This is a genomic window from Gracilibacillus suaedae, from assembly GCF_017599345.1.
GTDB classification, from domain to species: Bacteria; Bacillota; Bacilli; order Bacillales; family Amphibacillaceae; genus Gracilibacillus; species Gracilibacillus suaedae.
In genome coordinates this window covers 134,186-154,169 of the sequence record NZ_JAGFVL010000055.1, presented here as the reverse complement: position 1 = coordinate 154,169, position 19,984 = coordinate 134,186, and the positions used below count along the sequence as shown (strand labels likewise).

General features: G+C 35.2%; 23 protein-coding genes and 1 other RNA gene. 16 read left to right on the top strand and 8 right to left on the bottom strand.

Translation table 11 applies throughout. The annotated features are described in order from the left end of the window. The first annotated feature begins 14 nt into the window (after nt 1-14). From sdhB to J5J03_RS16615, 6 genes are all read left to right on the top strand, one after another. Complete coding sequence (gene sdhB, locus J5J03_RS16640) at nt 15-755, top strand: succinate dehydrogenase iron-sulfur subunit (RefSeq protein ID WP_407927845.1); 741 nt, start codon at nt 15-17, stop codon at nt 753-755. A gap of 72 nt (nt 756-827) precedes the next feature. Then, nucleotides 828-1,193: a DUF1360 domain-containing protein gene (locus J5J03_RS16635; RefSeq protein ID WP_208591025.1), complete on the top strand. Its 366-nt coding sequence runs from the start codon at nt 828-830 to the stop codon at nt 1,191-1,193. 162 nt (nt 1,194-1,355) lie between these two features. Next, a complete protein-coding gene (locus J5J03_RS16630) occupies nt 1,356-2,018 on the top strand; it encodes a TVP38/TMEM64 family protein (protein WP_231710794.1) in 663 nt (220 codons plus the stop codon). A gap of 121 nt (nt 2,019-2,139) precedes the next feature. Next, complete coding sequence (locus J5J03_RS16625; RefSeq protein WP_231710793.1) at nt 2,140-3,735, top strand: alkaline phosphatase family protein; 1,596 nt, start codon at nt 2,140-2,142, stop codon at nt 3,733-3,735. Nucleotides 3,736-3,836: 101 nt separating this feature from the next. Further along, nucleotides 3,837-4,553 carry an endonuclease/exonuclease/phosphatase family protein gene (locus tag J5J03_RS16620; protein WP_208591024.1) on the top strand — a complete coding sequence of 239 codons (717 nt, stop codon included), beginning with the start codon at nt 3,837-3,839 and terminating at the stop codon, nt 4,551-4,553. Nucleotides 4,554-4,659: 106 nt separating this feature from the next. Further along, nucleotides 4,660-5,232, top strand: coding sequence for a YkoP family protein (locus J5J03_RS16615; protein ID WP_208591023.1), 573 nt, complete (start codon nt 4,660-4,662; stop codon nt 5,230-5,232). Between the two features lie 783 nt (nt 5,233-6,015). On the opposite strand, the gene J5J03_RS16610 is transcribed toward J5J03_RS16615, so the two are convergent. After that, nucleotides 6,016-6,864, bottom strand: a complete 849-nt coding sequence (locus J5J03_RS16610) for a metallophosphoesterase (protein WP_208591022.1) — start codon at nt 6,862-6,864, stop codon at nt 6,016-6,018. 103 nt (nt 6,865-6,967) lie between these two features. On the opposite strand from J5J03_RS16610, the gene J5J03_RS16605 reads away from it, so the two are divergent. The 7 genes from J5J03_RS16605 (at nt 6,968) to J5J03_RS16575 (ending at nt 12,354) form a co-directional block, all read left to right on the top strand. After that, a complete protein-coding gene (locus J5J03_RS16605) occupies nt 6,968-8,080 on the top strand; it encodes an MGDG synthase family glycosyltransferase (RefSeq protein ID WP_208591021.1) in 1,113 nt (370 codons plus the stop codon). A gap of 105 nt (nt 8,081-8,185) precedes the next feature. Beyond that, nucleotides 8,186-9,061, top strand: coding sequence for a sigma-70 family RNA polymerase sigma factor (locus J5J03_RS16600; protein ID WP_208591020.1), 876 nt, complete (start codon nt 8,186-8,188; stop codon nt 9,059-9,061). A 40-nt stretch (nt 9,062-9,101) separates the two neighbouring features. Then, nucleotides 9,102-9,539, top strand: a complete 438-nt coding sequence (locus J5J03_RS16595) for a carboxymuconolactone decarboxylase family protein (RefSeq protein WP_208591019.1) — start codon at nt 9,102-9,104, stop codon at nt 9,537-9,539. A gap of 172 nt (nt 9,540-9,711) precedes the next feature. Next, nucleotides 9,712-10,281 carry an SLOG family protein gene (locus tag J5J03_RS16590; RefSeq protein WP_331460514.1) on the top strand — a complete coding sequence of 190 codons (570 nt, stop codon included), beginning with the start codon at nt 9,712-9,714 and terminating at the stop codon, nt 10,279-10,281. A 62-nt stretch (nt 10,282-10,343) separates the two neighbouring features. After that, entirely contained in the window at nt 10,344-10,631 is a 288-nt protein-coding gene (gpsB, locus tag J5J03_RS16585; RefSeq protein ID WP_208591017.1) for a cell division regulator GpsB, read from the top strand. Nucleotides 10,632-10,709: 78 nt separating this feature from the next. Continuing rightward, nucleotides 10,710-11,097: RNase P RNA component class B (gene rnpB, locus J5J03_RS16580), an RNA gene on the top strand. Between the two features lie 117 nt (nt 11,098-11,214). Further along, nucleotides 11,215-12,354 (top strand): THUMP domain-containing class I SAM-dependent RNA methyltransferase, encoded by a 1,140-nt coding sequence (locus tag J5J03_RS16575; protein ID WP_208591016.1) that lies wholly within the window; start codon nt 11,215-11,217, stop codon nt 12,352-12,354. Nucleotides 12,355-12,520: 166 nt separating this feature from the next. On the opposite strand, the gene J5J03_RS16570 is transcribed toward J5J03_RS16575, so the two are convergent. Genes J5J03_RS16570 through J5J03_RS16560 form a run of 3 tightly spaced genes read right to left on the bottom strand, consistent with a single transcriptional unit; the run spans nt 12,521 to nt 14,842 of the window. Then, complete coding sequence (locus J5J03_RS16570) at nt 12,521-14,173, bottom strand: b(o/a)3-type cytochrome-c oxidase subunit 1 (RefSeq protein WP_208591015.1); 1,653 nt, start codon at nt 14,171-14,173, stop codon at nt 12,521-12,523. Continuing rightward, on the bottom strand, nt 14,170-14,676 hold the full coding sequence (locus J5J03_RS16565; protein WP_208591014.1) for a cytochrome c oxidase subunit II: 507 nt from the start codon (nt 14,674-14,676) through the stop codon (nt 14,170-14,172). Before J5J03_RS16565 ends, J5J03_RS16570 begins: the two co-directional genes overlap by 4 nt. Before the next feature lie 13 nt (nt 14,677-14,689). After that, nucleotides 14,690-14,842, bottom strand: coding sequence for a cytochrome c oxidase subunit 2A (locus J5J03_RS16560; RefSeq protein WP_208591013.1), 153 nt, complete (start codon nt 14,840-14,842; stop codon nt 14,690-14,692). Between the two features lie 374 nt (nt 14,843-15,216). Here J5J03_RS16560 and J5J03_RS16555 point away from each other — a divergent pair, with 374 nt between their 5' ends. Further along, complete coding sequence (locus J5J03_RS16555; RefSeq protein WP_018933768.1) at nt 15,217-15,492, top strand: DUF6123 family protein; 276 nt, start codon at nt 15,217-15,219, stop codon at nt 15,490-15,492. Here the strand turns inward: J5J03_RS16555 and J5J03_RS16550 are convergent, their stop codons facing one another. After that, a complete protein-coding gene (locus J5J03_RS16550; protein WP_208591011.1) occupies nt 15,493-15,885 on the bottom strand; it encodes a ribonuclease HI family protein in 393 nt (130 codons plus the stop codon). 162 nt (nt 15,886-16,047) lie between these two features. Beyond that, nucleotides 16,048-16,716, bottom strand: coding sequence for a queuosine precursor transporter (locus J5J03_RS16545; protein ID WP_208591009.1), 669 nt, complete (start codon nt 16,714-16,716; stop codon nt 16,048-16,050). A 240-nt stretch (nt 16,717-16,956) separates the two neighbouring features. On the opposite strand from J5J03_RS16545, the gene J5J03_RS16540 reads away from it, so the two are divergent. After that, on the top strand, nt 16,957-17,319 hold the full coding sequence (locus J5J03_RS16540; RefSeq protein WP_208591007.1) for a hypothetical protein: 363 nt from the start codon (nt 16,957-16,959) through the stop codon (nt 17,317-17,319). A gap of 98 nt (nt 17,320-17,417) precedes the next feature. On the opposite strand, the gene J5J03_RS16535 is transcribed toward J5J03_RS16540, so the two are convergent. Continuing rightward, nucleotides 17,418-17,618: a cold-shock protein gene (locus J5J03_RS16535; RefSeq protein ID WP_058307618.1), complete on the bottom strand. Its 201-nt coding sequence runs from the start codon at nt 17,616-17,618 to the stop codon at nt 17,418-17,420. Nucleotides 17,619-17,916: 298 nt separating this feature from the next. Here J5J03_RS16535 and J5J03_RS16530 point away from each other — a divergent pair, with 298 nt between their 5' ends. Beyond that, on the top strand, nt 17,917-18,768 hold the full coding sequence (locus J5J03_RS16530) for a DUF72 domain-containing protein (protein WP_208591005.1): 852 nt from the start codon (nt 17,917-17,919) through the stop codon (nt 18,766-18,768). Here J5J03_RS16530 and J5J03_RS16525 read toward each other — a convergent pair. Next, on the bottom strand, nt 18,760-19,833 hold the full coding sequence (locus J5J03_RS16525) for a C40 family peptidase (RefSeq protein WP_208591003.1): 1,074 nt from the start codon (nt 19,831-19,833) through the stop codon (nt 18,760-18,762). The two genes, J5J03_RS16530 and J5J03_RS16525, sit on opposite strands and share 9 nt — an antisense overlap. Between the last annotated feature and the right edge of the window lie 151 nt (nt 19,834-19,984).

Below are 19,984 nucleotides of genomic sequence, written 5' to 3'. Positions count from 1 at the left end.
AGGAGAGGGATTCGATGGAAAATATTCAAGTAATTGTTCAAAGGCAAGACAATCCGGATTCTAATCCATATGAGGAAGAGTTTCTCATTCCCTATCGTGCCAATATGAATATTATCTCCGTTTTGATGTCGATTAGAAGTAATCCGGTTAATAAACAAGGCGAGCATACATCACCAGTACAATGGGACATGAACTGTTTAGAAGAAGTTTGTGGAGCATGCTCGATGATTATCAACGGTATACCACGTCAAGCATGTTCAACCTTAGTAGATCGATTAGAACAACCGATTAGGTTAAAGCCGATGAAGACTTTTCCAGTTATTCGTGATTTAGTCATTGAGAGGGAAAGAATGTTTCAAGCTTTAAAAAGGGTACAAGCATGGATTCCAATAGATGGTACATATGATATCGGTTCAGGACCACGGATGGATGAATCAACACGTCAATGGGGATATGAGTTGTCGAAGTGTTTCACTTGTGGTGTTTGCTTAGAAGCATGTCCTAATGTAAATAGTAAGGCCGAATTTTTAGGACCATTTGTTTTTGCTCAAATAGATTTAAAAAATATACACCCAACAGGGGAGATGCATAAACAGGACAGGCTTGATGCGTTTATGGGGGATGGTGGCCTGGAATCTTGTGGTAATTCTCAAAATTGTGTACAAGTCTGTCCGAAAGGTGTTCCGTTAACTACGTCAATTGCAAAAATTAATCGTGAAGCAACTTTTCAGTCATTTCGTGAATTTTTTGGCTAAAAGTTAATCAGGTAACAATATTATTATTATGTTAACTAAATTCAAAGTACAGAGGTTAACAGGGAGGAAAGCGTGGATAATTTAAATTGGCTAACGTATTTCATTATTATTTTGGCAAGCTACCGTTTAACTCATTTGATTGTGTTTGATAAGATTACGGAGTTTATTAGAAAACCATTTTTAAAAAAGGAAAAAGTAATTGATGACAAAGGAATAGAACATATTAAAAACGTTCCTACTTCGAAATTTGGTTATCTCCTGAACTGTTATTGGTGTGCTGGAGTGTGGAGTGCGATTATTATTGCAATTTCTTATATGTTTATTCCATCTATTGCATGGCCCATTATTTTTATTTTATCCATAGCTGGTGCACAAGCAATCATCGAAACATTTGTAGGAGTAGGAACAAAGATTACGAAGTGGTTCAGTAATCAATAATGGTAATGCGAAACTTATCACATATTCGTTTGAAGTGGATTTACGGATGCTTAGTCCTGTGGTAAATTTCTTACTTATTTCATGCGTTTCAGTTCTGGCAAGACGATTAGGCAAATTTCAATGGTGATATTTCTAATATAGCAAGCTTTAAGGAGATCGCGCATGAAGAAAGGCATAATTGTATTCATTTCATATGGAGTCATGTTGTTGATAGCTTACTTATTTCATGAAGCCCTATTAGATTGGTTAAACCAAAGTGACAGGTCTCAGCTACCATTGATGTTTTTTCTTGCAGTTTTATTCGGAATTATTCCAGTTGTACCTTTTTCGGTTTTTGGTGCATTAATGGGAGCAAAATATGGAATTATAATGGGGGCAATGATTAATTGGATAGGTTCAGTCGGAGCATCAGCTCTCTTTTTTCTTTTTGCTCGTTTTGTTTTTGTAAAAGAGTTCCAAAAGCTGATTACAAAGTTTAATAAGATTAAAAAGTTTGATGATTTGATAAGCCATAATGCGTTTATCGCCGTCTTATTTAGTCGGATGACTCCGATTATCCCACCACCTGTCATTAATATTTATTCAGGTTTAAGTGCTATGTCATTTAAAACATACATTCTAGCAACCGCTATTGGCCAAATTCCTGGCATGATTGTTTATGCTTTTATAGGCAATCAGTTATTCGAATCGATTCAACATCTAGTGATAGGAGTCGGTATTTATCTAGGTTTCTTAATCATTGTAATACTTTTTTATCACGGTACTAACCGTTCACTTCAAGTTTCAAGTAACAACAAGGATAAGTTTAGGGATAAAACACCTTGATAAGTTTCGCTAATGATCAGTAGAGGTTACCCCCACTGATCATAGTCCCATTTTATTGTTGGTGGAGGACTTGTTAATTCTGATCTTTTTAAAATGATTAAATGGAAGAGGGATTCATTATATGAAAGAAAGGAGATTAAATAACGTGTTAAAACTAACTATTGTTATTCTCATTATTTTGTTAATACTTGTTCTTACTTATTTATATGTAATCCAACCAGTCACGAAAATAAATAAAGTAGAACAAGCTTCCGATTATACATCTAAACGTGTTGTTATGATTATAATTGATTCCATAATGGATGAATCGTTACAACATACCATAAGAGAAGGAAAAGCGCCTGCATTAGAATTTTTAATTCATAATGGCAACTATTATCCAGATATGGTGAGTAGTTATCCAACTATGTCGGTAACCATTGATAGCACATTGTTAACGGGAACCTATCCAAATGAACATAAGGTTCCTGCACTAGCCTGGTATGATGCGCATAATAAAAAGTTTATTAGTTACGGCAGTGCAAGAAAAGAAATAATGAAAGTAGGGGTAAAGCAAGTTTTACATAATAGTTTATTTCAACTAAATCACCGTCACTTAAGTAGTGAGGTAAAAACCATTCATGAAGAATTAAATGGACATTCTGCATCGATAAACACACTTGTATTTCGGGCAAACCATAAACAATTACTCAATGTACCGAGAATATTAAAAATGACCGGTTTTTTAGATGAGGGAGATTCGATCAATGGTCCTCAATATTTTTCCTATGGCATATTATCAAAACTTAACCCTAATAATCATAAGACACAATTTTGGCAAGGATTTGGTTTTAATGATAAGTTTTCAACTAAAGAACTTAAATACTTGATTGAGGAAGATTATTTACCTGCTTATTCTCTCGTCTATTTCTCTGATAATGATAAAAAAGTACATAAAAATGGAGTAAAAGAAACGAAGGGAATAGAAGATGCTGATAAGCAATTGCAAGAAATTCTTAATAGTTATCCATCATGGGAAGATGCGATACAGGATAATATATGGATTATAATGGGTGATAGTGGTCAGAGTGACATTGGAAAGGATGAGGAACTGGCATTAATTGATTTAAGGGAGTTGCTAAAAAATTATAACATACATCAGATAAGCGGCCCTATTCAAGAACAAGATCAAATCGTTCTTGGTTTAAATGAGCGCATGTCTTTTATTTACCTGTTAGATAGTAAACTAGAGCAAAAGGACATTGCCACTCAATTGAAAACCGATGAAAGAATTAATTTCATAGCATGGAAACAAGATGATAGGGTCAACGTTATTTCTGGGGACAGAGTTGGTCAGCTTTCATTTAAACCTGATGGAAAATTTACGGATACTTATGGACAGAAATGGGAGATAGAAGGTAATGAAAAAATCCTGGATCTATCTCTATCAAAGGATCAAAAGGTGACTTATCAAGATTTTCCTGATGGACTTGCACGGTTATATAGTTCTTTTTATTCACATTCAGGGAGGTATTTGATTGTAGACGCAAAACCTGGCTTTGAATTTGTTGGTGAAGGTTCACCAACCCATGTGAATGGGGCTAGTCACGGATCGCTATATAAGCATGATAGTCATTTTCCAATGATTGTTACAGGAACAGAGCTGAAACCAGAACATAGGCGAATGGTTGATTTAAAAGAATGGCTTTTAAGAATATTAAATGATACTAGTCCATAAAGGAAAAATCCTGTCCTGCAGTAGAATTTTTGGATCTTTACTGCTTGTTTGTGCCTTGATAAGAGAATTTAATCGAACGGAAGTAGATGGAGGAAGACTGCATGCATATTAAAGTCATGACTTATAATATCCATCACGGTAAGGGGTTAGATAAGAAAGTAAACCTTGACCGTATTTGTAAAGTTATAGCTGACAGTAATGCAGATATTATCGGTCTAAATGAAGTAGATAGGTATTATTCCGAACGAAGTCATTTTCAAGACCAAATGGAGTATCTAACAAAGGAATTAAATTACTTTGGTGCTTTCAGTCCTTCACTGGCCTTACAACCAAGAAAAAAATATTTAACTCGGCAATATGGCAATGGAATTCTGTCTCGTTTCCCTATTGATGCACCTAAGAGTTATGTGTTTAACAAGCGCCTTTTTGGGATTGAAGATAGGTCTATACTTGAAGTAACCATTCCACTATGTAATAAATTGGTGCATTTTTATGTTACACACCTGAGCTTAAATCCTTCTCTACATAGGCAACAAAGTGAGTTCCTCATCACCAAAGCGAAGAGCCCAGCAGTTATTATCGGAGATTGGAATATGAAAGTACGATCAAAGAGATGGAAAAGAGTAGTAAAGGTGTATAGAGATGTATGGGATTCCATTGACAGTCAAGATGGGCTGACTTATCCAGCCAAAAATCCGCGGAAAAGACTGGATTATATTTTTGTTAGTAAGGACTTTACAATTTTGGATGTACAGATTAACGATTCAATCCCAATAGCTTCTGATCATTTGCCATTTGTGTCTACATTATCCTTATAACAGTACTTTCCTCTCTAAATACCTAAATAGGTAACATCTTACAGAATAATCATATGAACCTATGCCAAAATAGTATTGGTATTACTTTACGAGAGGAAAAGAGATAATGAATATCAAGTTATATGTACTTACATTATGGCAAATCATTGACCCTATTTATTTTATGTTGACTCGGCTTACTTATATTGATGATTTAAAGGGAAACGATCGAAATATTTTTAGAGTTCGTTTAACTCGCTATAAAGGAAAGGAATCGATCTTATCTGATGGTACAGTCATCCATAAAAATGATCTATTAATAAAAATTCATCTGCATAATGCACAATTGATGAAAAACATCAGAAATATAAAAAGCGATGTCAGAAAGGCGATGATCATTCATCAAAATGTACAGAAATCGTTACCTCAGCTTGCTGAGTATGTAAATAATCATTCTAACGCTTCAGATATAAAAGGAATAATAGGTATAACAATGCTTAATCGGGGCAGTTCTAAATTAGGGTTTGAAACGGTAGAGATTAGCAATTCTTTTTATAAGTACTTCAAATGTATTGCTTTACTCCCGATTTATTGGCTATCGGTTAATTCGCTTTCCTCTAACAATTTAAAAAAACATCATCCATGTTATTTATTCATGTCGAAAGAAAAATTGCTCAACAAATACTTCCAGCAGATGTAACACTTTATAAAAACGAAGAGAAACTGGTACGAAACTAAAATATTCCAAGCTAAAGACGAACCTTGACAAGAGATCTAACTTATTCAAATGTTGCTTATTTGTTCATAGTAGATATATACTGCGAATTAGTGAAAATTTGTGGAGTGAGGCTTTCCTCCATTCTGATTTTTACTGAGAGCTTACATACGCTCCGGCAAGATACTTCGCTTTCCACGGGCACGGCCTCAGCCTCCTCAACAAGCGAAGAACGCTTGTCTGCGGGGTCTTCGGACACGTGCTGGTCCCGTAGGAGTCTACGTATCTTGCCTCTGCTTTGTGTAGTGTTCTGAATTTTGAAAGAAGTAATACACAGAAATTGGTTACCTAGTATTTTTTCTTATAAAAGGGTAGAATTATCTACATAGCGTAGGCAGAATACGGAGACTCCTGTGGGACAGCGAGAGCTGAAGATCCACTTGGTGAAGTGGTTTTCTTCACCAAGTTAGCTAAAAACCGCCCACGGAAAGCGCAGTATTCTGCCGAAGCGTATGGCAGCACTCATCAAAATGCAGTATGGAAGAGAGCAAATCCTTGTCCTCGTTACTGCGCAGTTTATGGATAAGAATTATAATAATCACAACTTTGCATTAAAAAAGACCCGAACTATTCCATGTGTTATGGAATTAAAGTTCGGATCTTTATTTGATTTAGATATACTCGTGTTCCAGCCTCTTTTGAAGTTTATAAATCCAAATATAGGAATGCATAGCTTGAGCTAACCAATGAATAATAATAACAGACCGACTAAATCGCTGAATATAAATCGGTATTATCCTTTGCAATCGATAATTGGTGGAGTGTTATTTCAGGTAGACTTCCAACCCTGATGTTTACACCAGTTTGACCGAGTCCTTCACTGATATAGAAAGGACGACCATCATGAGAATGAAGCCCTTTGATAACGTTCATTTTGGCAAGTTTCCCCATTTTAGCGAGATGGTATGCTTTAGGATAACAAATTTGTCCACCGTGGAAATGACCTGCTAACAAATAATCAAAATGGTACTTCTTCATATCAAGCACAACATTGGGATCATGTGTCAGCACTAGATTTGTCCCTTTTTTGATGGAATGATAAGAGCTGAGCAAATCACTGCGATTTGTGCTGTAATCATCAATTCCTATAATATTTACTGGCTGATTCTCAATATAAATGGTTTCACTACTATTTTGCATGACCTGGCAATTGTATTCATTTAGTGTGTCGATTAACGATTGCAAATGTACACCTTTTAAAACATAATCATGATTACCTAAAACGGTGTAAATGCCATACTTAGGATTCAATTTATTAAAAACCTTTAAATAAGGAATAAGCTTTGGGATTGTCCGTTTACGATCAAGAAAATCGCCAGTTAGAGCAATTAAATCAATTGCTTCATTCTTTAGCTTTTCATACAGCAACTCAGCTGATATCGAGATATTTTCCAAATGTAAATCAGAGAGATGCAAAATATTCAAGGTCGAAACGGATTCTGTCTCGTTGTTATCTATCTTAACTTTTCGTACGACAATATTTTGAGTGTTTTTATACGCTTTAAAAATAACTAGACAAACTAGGATAATAAAACTAATGAATAAGAATAAGAACATACTCATCACTCCTCTAGTTCTAATTATACAGGTTTTTATCCTTAATTGTTACGGTAATTCATGGATAGATTTCCAATACACTCTGACATGTATGAGGTGCATCATGACACTAAATTCAAAGAAGATTTTATTTCTTCCTTTTTTAAACATACCTTCTGGTCATCATCAGGTTGCAGATTCTCTTATTCATGAAATGGAATTAAACGAACCAAAAATGAAGTGTGAAAAAGCAGAAATATTCTCCTATAGCTATGGAAAAATAGAAGCTTTCATCTCAGGTATTTATCTTAAATGGATTCATGCATTTCCTCACGTATATAATTGGATTTATCAGCAATGTGTTTATAAAAATATCGAACAGCCGAAAAACTTCAAGATATATGAACTACTTTTTTTAGCTCAAATGAAACGACTCATTAAAGAAAAGCAACCAGATTGTGTGGTTTGCACTCATGCATTGCCATCTTATATGTTAAACGTGATGAAAGAAAAAGGGATGCTGAATATACCTGTGATTAATGTGTACACTGATTTTTTTATTCATCGCTTTTGGGGAACAAATCAGATTGATTTTCATTTTGTCTCCTCTCCTAATATGATAGAACTTTTAATAAACAAAGGAGTACCAAAACAGCGTATATGGTTTACGGGTATTCCCACCCACCCTGAGATCAAGTCTAACAGCTTTTCGGTGAGAAAAGATCATCCACCCACATTATCGATAATGGTGACGGGAGGAAACCTAGGGGTTGGTGCGATGGAAGATCTGTTACAAAGTATACAAACGAGTGGTAAAATCAAGTTCCATGTTTTGTGTGGAAAAAACAAGCTACTGTACCAAAAACTGAAAAAATTAAATAATGAAAACATCATCCCTTTAGCATATATTACATCGAGAAAAGAAATGAATAAATTATACGATTCAATAGACGGTATTTTAACCAAGCCAGGTGGCGTGACGATCAGTGAATGTTTAAGAAAAAGAATTCCCACGTTTATCTATCACGCATTACCGGGGCAAGAGGTGATTAACCTTGATCAATTACAGCAACTAGGTGTAGTTTATTACCTAAACAATTGGGATGATATCGAGAGTCAATTATTCACTTTTTTCGAAAGTAAAGAAAACCAGGAAAAAATAAACAGCAGTTTAGAGGATTATCATAATCAACTTACCGATCAAAAAATAGCTGAACTTATTAAACGAATTCTATGAAATTTATTACCAGTATCTTTCCATCATTTGCTATAATTTATAGTGAACAACAAGAAACACGTATTTCTGTTCATTATAAATTTAAAAAGAAAGCTGGTAATAAATATGGACTACGGCAATTTATATGATGCGTATAAACCATTGCTTTTTACAGTAGCTTATCGAATGATAGGTACAATCAAAGAAGCAGAAGATATAGTGCATGATGTTTTCGTACAGTTAGAGAATGTCGATCTAGCTAATATTGATGATTTGAAAGCATATTTAACAAAAATGACCACCAATAAAAGTTTGAATTATCTGAAATCGTCTATCAAGAAACGTGAAATATATCCGGGGCCATGGCTACCGGAACCTATTGTTAACCCAGATGCAAATACACCTTTAGACAATCTTCTAAAAGAAGAATCTATTTCATATGCTTTTATTGTACTTCTTCATCAACTAACTGAGCTTGAAAGGTGCATTTATATACTAAGGGAAGTACTTATATTTGATTACAAATTTATCTCGGTGATGTTAAATAGGTCAGAACAAAGCTGTAGAAAAGTATATAGTAGAGCAAAGCAAAAATTACAAAAAATGAAACCATTTAAAAAAGCAGTTAGAGAGGAAGCTGAGGAACTGGCTAAACTTTTTTTACGTGCTGTGGAAAGTGGTGATTTTGAACCTTTTATTGACCACCTAGCCAAAGATGTCATACTCGTATCAGATGGAGGAGGCAAAGTGCTTTCAGCTATGTATCCAATTTATAATAAAGATCGTATAGTTGCCTTTTTACAAGGAATTCATAAAAGAGGGAGTTTTCAAGGGCAGCTTAGAGTGGTGAACGTCAATGACGGTATCGGGATTCTGCAGCAAAGGCAAGGTGAGCCAGTCAAATTGATTACCTTCGATTATACCCAAACCGGTGTTCAACATATTTATATTGTAATGAACCCGGATAAATTACAAGAAATAGGTCACAATTTCTCCTTTTAATTTGTCTTATAAGTGAAAGCAAAAAAAAGGAGGAAGAGACATGAAACAAAGAATTAACTATGTGGAGGTAGCACCTGATTTAATCAAGCTTATTAGTCAATTGGAGTTGTACAAAAATCGGACAGAATTTGATAAGAAACTGATTGAATTAGTCAAAATTCGTGCATCCCAGCTTAATAATTGTGCGTATTGCATTAATATGCACACAATGGACGCTAGAGCATTAGGAGAAACTGAGCAAAGAATTTATTGCCTCAGTGCTTGGAGAGAGACAGAATTCTATACTGCAGAAGAAAAAGCTGCTCTGGAATTGACTGAGTGTGTTACTGACATTGCAGAGCAAGGTGTACCTGATCAAGTATTTCAGGATGTCCGCAAGCACTTCGATGAAAAGCAATATATCGACTTAGTAGGGATTATTATAACAATCAACTGCTGGAACCGATTATCCATTGCAAATCATAATGTTCCAGAGTGAATTTCACTGAAGATAGTTTCTAAACAGATCTACTCTAGTATGTTTAATCGACATACTAGAGTTTTTTATACATAACAATATTGGCCAATTAATAATATGAAATATTGGCATCACTAGAATATAATGGTCAATTCCTTTATACTATTACATACAGTTTCTATATAAAAAGGTAGTGTTCAAGTTGAAAGTTATCACAGTTGTCGGAAATAAACCAATGGAATTAAATATTCGAAATGAAAATGATCATCGAATCCCCTTTATAAAGATCGCACTGAAGCAAAGATTGATTTCGTTCATTGACGAAGGTTTAGAATGGGTGATTATGTCCGGCCAAATGGGAATTGAACTTTGGGCAGCACAAGTGATAGCAGAATTAAAAGAAGAATATCCTATAAAATTAGGCATATTCCCGCCATTTTTAGAATATGAATCTAGATGGCCGGATGTTTATCAGGAAACCTTTCTGCAAATTATCGAGCAAGCTGATTTTTACCAACCTCTGTATAATGAAACATATAAAGCGCCCTATCAGTTTATTAACAAAGATGTTTGGTTCATTGAAAAAACAGATGGGTGTTTAGCGCTTGTCGATGAGGAATACCCAGGTAGTGTAATGTATATATTGGACAAAATGAAAAAAGCTGCAGAAACTTCTAACTATTCGATTTGGTACATTACACCGAATGATCTAGAAGACATTGTCAGAGACCAGCAGGAATATAATGAAAGTCATTTAGATTAAAAATTGACAACTCATATCTTTTTTGAAAAAATGATTATTAACGATTAAATGAGGTGGAAATAATGGCAAATCAACTAAATGGAAAAGACATTTTAGAGAAGAATTTCAAAACGGCAATGAGAGGTTATAATCAAGAAGAAGTGGACGAGTATTTAGATATGATTATTCAGGACTATGAATATTTTCAGGAAGAAATTAATCGACTACAGCAGGAAAATGAACGCCTGAAAAAACAATCTGATCACACACGAATTCGTCCAAGTACGTCTAATCATCAAGTTAATTATGACATTTTGAAACGACTATCTAATTTGGAGAAAGCAGTCTTTGGAAAGAAATATGAGGAATAAGCTACCATTCTATCTTTAGATTTCCATTGACTATTCCTTCATTCGTGTTACAATAATGGAGGCTTAAATAAAGGAATGAATGTTGAAGTAATCGCTGCACATTTTTCATGTGTAGAGGAAAGTCCATGCTCACACAAGCTGAGATGCTTGTAGTGTTCGTGCTTGACGAAACCATAAGTCAAGGTAACCTTTTGGAGGTTAACGGCAGGGAAAACACCTACGTCTTTGGATATGGTGTGAATACCTTGAAAGTGCCACAGTGACGTAGCTAAATAGGAAACTATTTAGGTGGAACGAGGTAAACCCCTCGAGTGAGCAACCCAAATATTGGTAGGGGCATCTTCTAGTAGGGAATTCAACCGAACGAAGGACAAGCTTCCAGGAGCTTGTAGACAGATGATTACTCCTTTGGTACGAGGCTGACCACCGTTTGTAGTACGACAAGGACAGAACATGGCTTACGTACATTCATTCCGGTCTTAAATAGGATTTCAAACCCCTTTCTTATTAAAAGGGGTTTTGTTGTACATAATTATAAAAGAACGAAATTCCATAAGAAGATAAAAAGGAAGGATTTTTATACATGACAAAAACAGTTACCTTAATCGCCACAGCGGCGATGGGATTAGAGGCAGTTGTGGCAAAGGAAGTCCGCCAATTAGGGTATGAAGACGTGACGGTTGAGAATGGTAAAGTTATCTTTGAAGCAGATTACCAGGCAATCGCACGTTGTAATCTTTGGTTACGAACTGCAGATCGAGTGAAATTACTGATAGGGGAATTTGAAGCGAAAACCTATGATGAATTGTTTGAAAGGATTAAAGCATTACCTTGGGAACAATATATTCCGGAAGATGGAAAATTCCCTGTAACTGGAAAATCACATAAATCAACATTGTATAGTGTTCCAGATTGCCAAGCGATTGTTAAAAAAGCAATTGTTGAAAAATTAAAACAGAAACATGGAATTGCTAACTGGTTAGAAGAATCTGGTGCAGAATATAAAATTGAAGCGGCTCTCTTAAAGGACAAAGTAACCGTAACATTAGATACTTCAGGTGCTGGTTTACATAAAAGAGGCTACCGTGTAGGGCAGGGCGACGCTCCACTAAAAGAAACCCTTGCTGCAGCATTAGTGCAACTAACCAACTGGCGTGTAGATGATCCATTTTATGATTTATTTTGCGGTTCAGGTACCATTCCTATTGAAGCTGCATTATTCGGACAAAATATTGCCCCTGGTTTTAACCGATCTTTTGCTGCGGAAGAATGGGAATTTATTCATTCGGCTGTTTGGGACAAAGCTTTAGAAGAAGCGGAAGATTTAGCTAATTATGATCAACCGCTTGCTATCTACGGGTCTGATCTAAATCCAAAAATGGTTGAAATTGCACGAGGTAATGCGATGGAAGCAGGTCTTGCTGATTTAGTGCATTGGAAGCAAATGGAGGCGACGGATTTTCACTCCAATGAAAACGGTGGATATGTTGTCAGTAACCCGCCATATGGTGAGCGAATTGGCGATAAAAAAGAAGTAGAAGAGATGTATCAAAAGCTTGGTAAAGTATTAAGAGATTATCCGACATGGAGTATTTACATTCTCACGGCAAATGAAAACTTCGAAGCATTATTCGGTCAAAAAGCTTCTAAGAAACGAAAACTGTTTAACGCGTTTATAAAAACAGATTATTATCAGTACTTTGGAAAGAAAATAAATAAATAGAAAAAGTATCCTATTGAGTTCAAATTATTACCGCATTGTCCATACACATTAAACATTTTACAATAACTACTTCGCTTAACACGGTCATTGATTTTATACTTTCTGGTCTTATGATATAAACCCATTTCATGGAAATAAATGAAATGGGTTTTTGTTTTATAATAATTTATCTTATCAAATTCTCAAAACCTTCTGAACCTGGCGGGGAATGCTGGATGATATCGATAAATGGTATAGTATAAGCGAATAAAATTAAGGCAATGGTGATACCAATCCACAATTTCCAATTTTCTAAATATTGTGGTGTAGGCTCAGCCTCTTCAGAAACTTCCGCAATTGGAAAACTTGCTTTTCCTTTAGGTGCTCCCAAAACCATATAGAAGAAAATATATACCATTAATACTATGCCGATAAATAGTATTGTTCCTCCAATAGCCTGCGCTAGTTGATAGCCGATCCATGTATCCACCTGTTCAGCACCTGTATAGGTTGAATATGCTGATCTTCTAGGTGCCCCCAATAATCCGGCAATGTGCATAGACCCGGACATGATAAACATTCCCACACTCCAAACAATCGTTTGAATGATCCCTAATGTATTGATTTTCTTTGTTAACTTTCTTCCTGTAAGTGATGGAATTAACCAGTAAGAGATTCCGAAGAAGGTGAGAATAACTGTTGTTCCTACAGTAAGATGAAAATGTCCTGTCACCCAAATCGTATTATGAATCACCTGGTTCATCTGGTGAGAAGCATTAATAATCCCACCGGTACCTGCGGGAATAAAAGCAAGCATACCGACAACTGGAGCAAAGAATCGAACATCTTTCCAAGGCAATGCTTTAATCCATCCAAACAGGCTTGTATAACCTTTACTTCTTCCAGCCATTTCAAATGTAGCGAACATAGAAAATGCTGTTAATAATGATGGTATAATAACCATAAACGTTAACACGACTTGAATGAATTTCCATAATGGATCTATTCCTGGTTCTGTTAACTGATGGTGAAAACCAACAGGAATGGAGAACATTAAAAATAATACGAAAGAAAGTCTTGCTAAAGCATCACTGAAAATTTTACCACCAATAATTTTGGGGATAATGGCATACCATGCCATATATGCTGGTAACAACCAGAAATATACTAATGGATGACCAAAATACCAAAATAGTGTACGACTGACCAGAACATTTATTGTATCTACCATACCCAGTGACCATGGTATAAATTGAATTAATACTGTTGCAGCAACACCTAGTGTCGCAATGTACCACAACAACATATTGATAACCACCATAAAGGCTAAGAGTGGTGATTTTTCACCTTTATGTGTTTTTTTCCACACTGCTAATTGCCGAAAATTAGTAAAACAAGCAATCCAGCTACCAACAACCACTAAAGCCAAGCCAATATAAAAAGTTGGAAATGCCTTTAGTGGTGCATAAAAGGTATAAAGTACATTTGCTTTACCGGTAAGAATGGTACCAGCAGTCAGCAGTGTACCAATCAGCATCGTCCAGAAGCCAATCCACGCACTTAATCGTTGCTTATCTGATATGCCAACCGTTTTACTCATTAAAGCAAATTGAAACCCAATAATAAAGAATGTTGTTAATACGAGTGCAAGAATAACACCGTGTGCTGTTAAAATTTGATAATAGCCAATACCAAAAGGCAAATCAAACGAGCCAGATCTAACAAAAGTCTGTAACAGGCCCATTAATCCTCCTACTAACAAAGAGATAAAAGCCACATACATATGGGCCATTACTAAACGTGCTTCTTTTGGCGAAATTGATAAATGTTTCTCCATCATGGTTCATACACCTCCACTGTGGCAGCCATGTAATGATGACCACTGCCACAATATTCATTACATAATAATGTATAAGTCCCCGGTTTTTGCATAACAGTCTCCAGAGTACTTATATGACCAGGCTCTACCATCATGTTGACATTTGTTCCGGCAATATGAAATCCATGAACAACATCTGTTGAAGTAGTTTGAAACAATACTTTTGCACCAACTGGAATTCGAATGGTGTTAACAGCTTCACCGTCTTCGTCTTTACCCAAATCATAATAGAAACCAGAAGATAGTACATTTACAATATATTCATTTTCGCCAACCTGGCGTAATCCAAGATTTTCTTCTTTAAAGCTTTCATTTTCCTGTACATTTTTCGGATCAATTGTATCCATATGACTAGGTGGGTGTACTCCTTTATAAAATGCTCCTATTGCCAGAATAATTAAAAACAATATTAGAGATCCAACACCAAAGATTAACCATATTTTCTCGTACTTATGAATACGCATCTAAATAACCTCCTCACCGACTAATAAATATTGCAAAAACAATAAACCAGCTTATAAGAATAAAAGCCCCTAATAATAGAACAGAAATTAATGTTCCTTTTAATGTGTTATCTTTTTTTGGATTCACCATTGTTTCTCTTGATATGTTATCTCGTTCTGGCTTCATACATGTTCCTCCTTCCAAAGAGACTTTCTATACTATTTATAATACTAAATAAATTCAACAAAAACGTTGTTATATCAAGGTTTTCACAAAAAAGTCACGGATTGCGGCAACTCAAATCAGCCGTGTTTTATGAACATTTATGTTAAAAAAGTATGTGTCATTTGTGTGAAAATTATGGAAAATAAAGGAAGGTAAAAGATGCGAGATCAAAAATAAAACGAAAAATGAAACTTTTTAATTTCTATCAAGCTATTTATGATTTACTGATTAGAAGGCAAAAGAACACTAGACTTCTAATCTAAAAAAATCTATACTAGCGATATAATCAATTTTGTATTCAAGATAAAAGTTTTTACATGAGTGAGGGATTTCTAGTGAAAGACAGTGAAATATTGGCATATTTCTTAGAAAATTTGTGGTCAAAAGGATTCAAGTTAACAGATGAAGAAGTTAGCTTTATCTATTTTGGGCAAAAATTCACGAATACTTCCGTAGAGCATGTCAAGCTAGCATTATCGTTTACATTACAGCTGCAAATGTCATTTGACAGGAGTTTTTATATTAGTTTACTGGAGTTATTTAGCCGACATAACATTCAAAATAAAAAAGAAGCCATTTTGCTTTTAACACAAAATGGCTTAATGAAATAGTTAGTTATGCAATTTAAGAGCTTTTCGAGCTAATTCATCTGCGTGCTTATTCTGTTTCTCAGGAATCCATTTCATAAAGAAATAGGGAAAAGAACTTGATAAGTGATTAATCTGATTTAAGTATGACTGAAATACATCTCTTTTTACATAATTTCTATCAATGGCGTCAACTACTACTTTTGCATCTGATCTACAGGAAATGATCTCATCCGGAAAGCGTTCTTTGCATAACTCTAACGCTTTTATAACTGCTATAAATTCCGCTTCATGGTTGGAGTATTCTCCGATAAATAGAGATTCCTTCAATTGTAATTGTCCAGATTTGATATAAATGCCAATACCGCTTGAACCTGGATTCCCTTGACTGGCAGCATCTGTATAGACTTCAATCATTATCATCCCCCTAACGTTTACCTTATTTATGTCTAATCTTATGCTTACGGTGCTAATCGTCTGTAAGACCGCCACTTCAAGCTTCATGTAACATTAACAGACGCTAACACCCTGATAAGTTTCGCTAATGATGATTGGTGGCACCCCTGAATCATCATAGTCTCACTTTATTTTTTTTGCTATATATAAGAATGGTGTATCAAGTGCAGATACAACAAATTTAATGAAATAAGTTGTAAATAAAATACTGAGCCATGTATCCCATTCATGGACATCGTAAAACGCGATCGAACAGAAAATAAGTGTATCAATAAACTGACTGATCATCGTACTGCCATTATTTCGGATCCATAAATACTTGCTGGACGGTAATAGCTGCTTTATCTTTCCATAAATCCATACATCAATATATTGGCTCACAACATATGCCAACATACTTCCAATAGCAATGTTAGGAATTAGTTCAAAGATGGTTTCAAGTGCATCTTGTGCAAAGTCATCCGTATGCGGGGTGAACCGCAACACAAATTGCATCACAATTGTCATGATTAACAGAGAAGAGAACCCCATCCATACAGCTTTTTTTGCCTCTTTCTTACCGTGATTTTCGTTTAAAATATCCGTAGCTAAGAATACCGTTCCATACGTAATGTTACCTAATGTAGCTACTAAACCGAGGATTTCTACGGTTTTTAATACTTGAATATTAGCGATTACAGTAGACATGCCGATCCACACAAATAAACCAGCTTTCCCAAACATTCGATACATCAATAATAATAACGCAAAGTTAATAATAGCAAATATAATCCATAACAGTTCGTTTACCAAAATTTGTTCCTGCCTTTCTATATCAAATTCTTTACATTTACAGTCAATACATAAAATTACCATAGTTTTAGGATTTATGTAAGTACAACAGGTTATAAGAAGGATAACTTTAGAAAAGTGTAGATTTAAAAAGGTTAGCCTAATTTCACCCTGCCTATTAAGTTCATATGTAATATTCCCTTAAACAAGCATTTCTGCATATTATGTATTAAAGTGTATTTCCAAGGAGGAAGCCTGTACATGAATTATTTCAATCAACCTAAATATCAACCGTTATCCTGTCATAGTACTTATTGGCCAACCCGTCAATTTCAACCAGTTGATCCTTATTTTTTGTACCAATCAGCGATTGAGTCTAAAAAACTGATGAAAGATGCCAGTATGGTTCTCAATAAATTATCTGAGTCGAAAGAATTTGATGCTGAATTAATGTATGCTGCACAATCTTCAGATATTGTAGAGGTCAAGCGCTTAATTGATTCTATAGGCATAACGTCAGATGTTGACATTAATTACAACCCTGATGGGTTACGTTTAGCGTTTTCATCAAAAGAAGATAATACGGATTGCTGTCGTTTATCTATTACACTGCATTGGCGTTAAAGTAAATGATAGCTTTTCAAGAGATGGAGATCCTGGTTTATGTCTCCTAGACCATTATAAAAGGCGATGATTTAAATCATCGCCTTGTTCATTTTCATTTATTTTTTTTCAACATTAGCAGCTTGTGGGCCTCTTTCACCTTCAACAATTTCAAACGTTACTTCTTGACCTTCTTCTAGTGTTTTGAAACCTTCTTGTTGAATAGCGGAGTAATGTACGAATACATCATTTCCTTCTTCCAATTGAATAAATCCATAGCCTTTCTCTGCGTTGAACCATTTTACTACACCGTTTTCCATGTTATCTTTCCTCCTAAAACCTTTCACGCAAAAACGTGTTAATACAAACAAGATGGCGGATAATGAAAAAGGTAGCAACCATAGAAGTATAGGATCACCATTCCATTTACTTCTATAGAAGCTACCTGATAATAATGAACCCAAACATCTTCTTTGCTTGTTACTACTATAGCTTATTTTACCAATTACGTCAAGATATTCATGTGATATAAATCCTTTGTTTACAACGAATAAAACCTTTTCATTATGAAATGAACATGGTATTGTAATAACAGAATTTTCTTTAGAGGTGTTACGATTGACAATACTAATTGGATTAACAGGATGGGGAGATCATCCCACACTTTACGATCATGCAAAGGATAGACAAAACAAATTAACCGCCTACAGTTCACATTTTCCGGTTGTCGAAGTAGACAGTTCATTTTATGCGATCCAAACTACCGAAAATTATCAGAAATGGGTGAACGAAACACCAGAAACGTTTTCTTTTGTTATTAAAGCGTATCAAGGTTTAACAGGTCATGACCGCAAACATTTAACCAATCGTGAAGCAAAGGAATTAGTAGATGCTTTTATCAGTTCTATCCGACCTGTAATAGCTGCTAATAAATTAAATACTGTATTATTTCAGTTTCCACCATGGTTTGATCTAAAACAACGGAATATACAGAAAATCAGAAAAATTAAACAATGGATGAGAGATATTCCCATAGCGATTGAATTCAGAAATCGAACTTGGTTTGAAGGTCATCAACAAGAAACATTGGCATTTTTAAAAGACATAGGGGTAACACACGTAATATGTGATGAACCACAAGCAGGAGAAGGATCTGTTCCAACCGTTTTAGAGACAACAAATGACCGCGTATTAATCCGGTTCCATGGAAGAAATATTCATGGATGGAATAATCACGGTCAAGAAAATTGGAGGGAGGTTCGCTTTTTATATCGTTATAATCAAACAGAATTACAGGAGTGGGTGAAACGCATACATAAATTAAAAAAACAAGCAAAAGAAATAACCATATTATTTAATAATAATTCAGGCGGAGATGCTACTGATAATGCTAAACAATTATTAGATTTACTCGATATAACGTATCAAGGGTTACATCCTAAACAGATCGACTTTTTTGATTTAATCTAATGTGACTCGTTTCGCTCCTAAGTATCTTTCTGACCAATAACTCATACTTAACTCACTAATATCTACACCGTTAGATTCACTGGCATGAATAAATTTACCATCACCTAAATAAATACCAGCATGGGATGGGCCTGGTTTATATGTTTCAAAAAATACGATATCTCCCACGGACGGCTGTTCAACTTGCTTGGTTGCATTCCATATTTCACTTACAGTTCGTGGGAGGTTTGCTCCTAATCGATTAAATACGTACTGTAAATAACCACTACAGTCAAACCCTGAAGTGGATGTGCCACCCCATCGGTATGGTGTGCCAAGATGATCTTTAGCACTTGAGATGATTTCACTGACACTCACTGATGATGTAGAAGATGAAGTATTTTCTTCCGGTACAGAAGGTTCTGGATTCGTTTCTGTGGCTTCATTGGTCATGTTATCTGATTGCTTATTTGCGGACTCCTGTTCGGTTTGTTCTACTTCTACCGATGCTATTTGTGGTGTTTCAACTGTCTCTTCATGTACCTCTGCTTCAATATGGTGAATTTCCATTCCTGTATCCTGTTTATAAGCTTTTACTGCTTCGTTTGATTTTTCACCATATATACCGTCGATATCGTCGCGGTAGTAACCAAAATAAAATAGAGCTTCCTGCACCTCTTTGACATCATCTCCACGATCACCAAAGGAAAATGTTAGTTCATGTTGTTCTAATATGTCTTCGTAATAATCTTCTTCCTTGTTTATGATGGCTTTTATAGTATCTTGATCCGCTTTTCCATTTTGGTCCATTAAATGATCTTCTTGGAATTTCTTTAATGCATATTCTGTCAAAACACCAAACTCTCCATCAATAGACGAATCATAGTACGATAATCTTTGTAATTTATGCTGTAGCATTCGAACCGATTCATGTTGCATACCGTATTTTAGCATGTTCGATTGCTCTAATATCTCGTTCTGCATCATAGGATAGGCATCGACATAAAAAGAAAAAGGCTGGCTAAATGCAAAGCTGTAAGCGACGGAGTGTTTTACTACTCGTGATATTTGATCTTGTAACAACATAAAACCACCCCTTACGAAATAATTACTTACAGAAAAATTTATGTTAAAATAGGGGAAATATGATCTTAAGTTAACTTTGTTACGTATTTGTAATAAAGTGAGACTTCCATCAGTGGAGATGACCGTAATTGATGGATAGCGCTGTGATAAA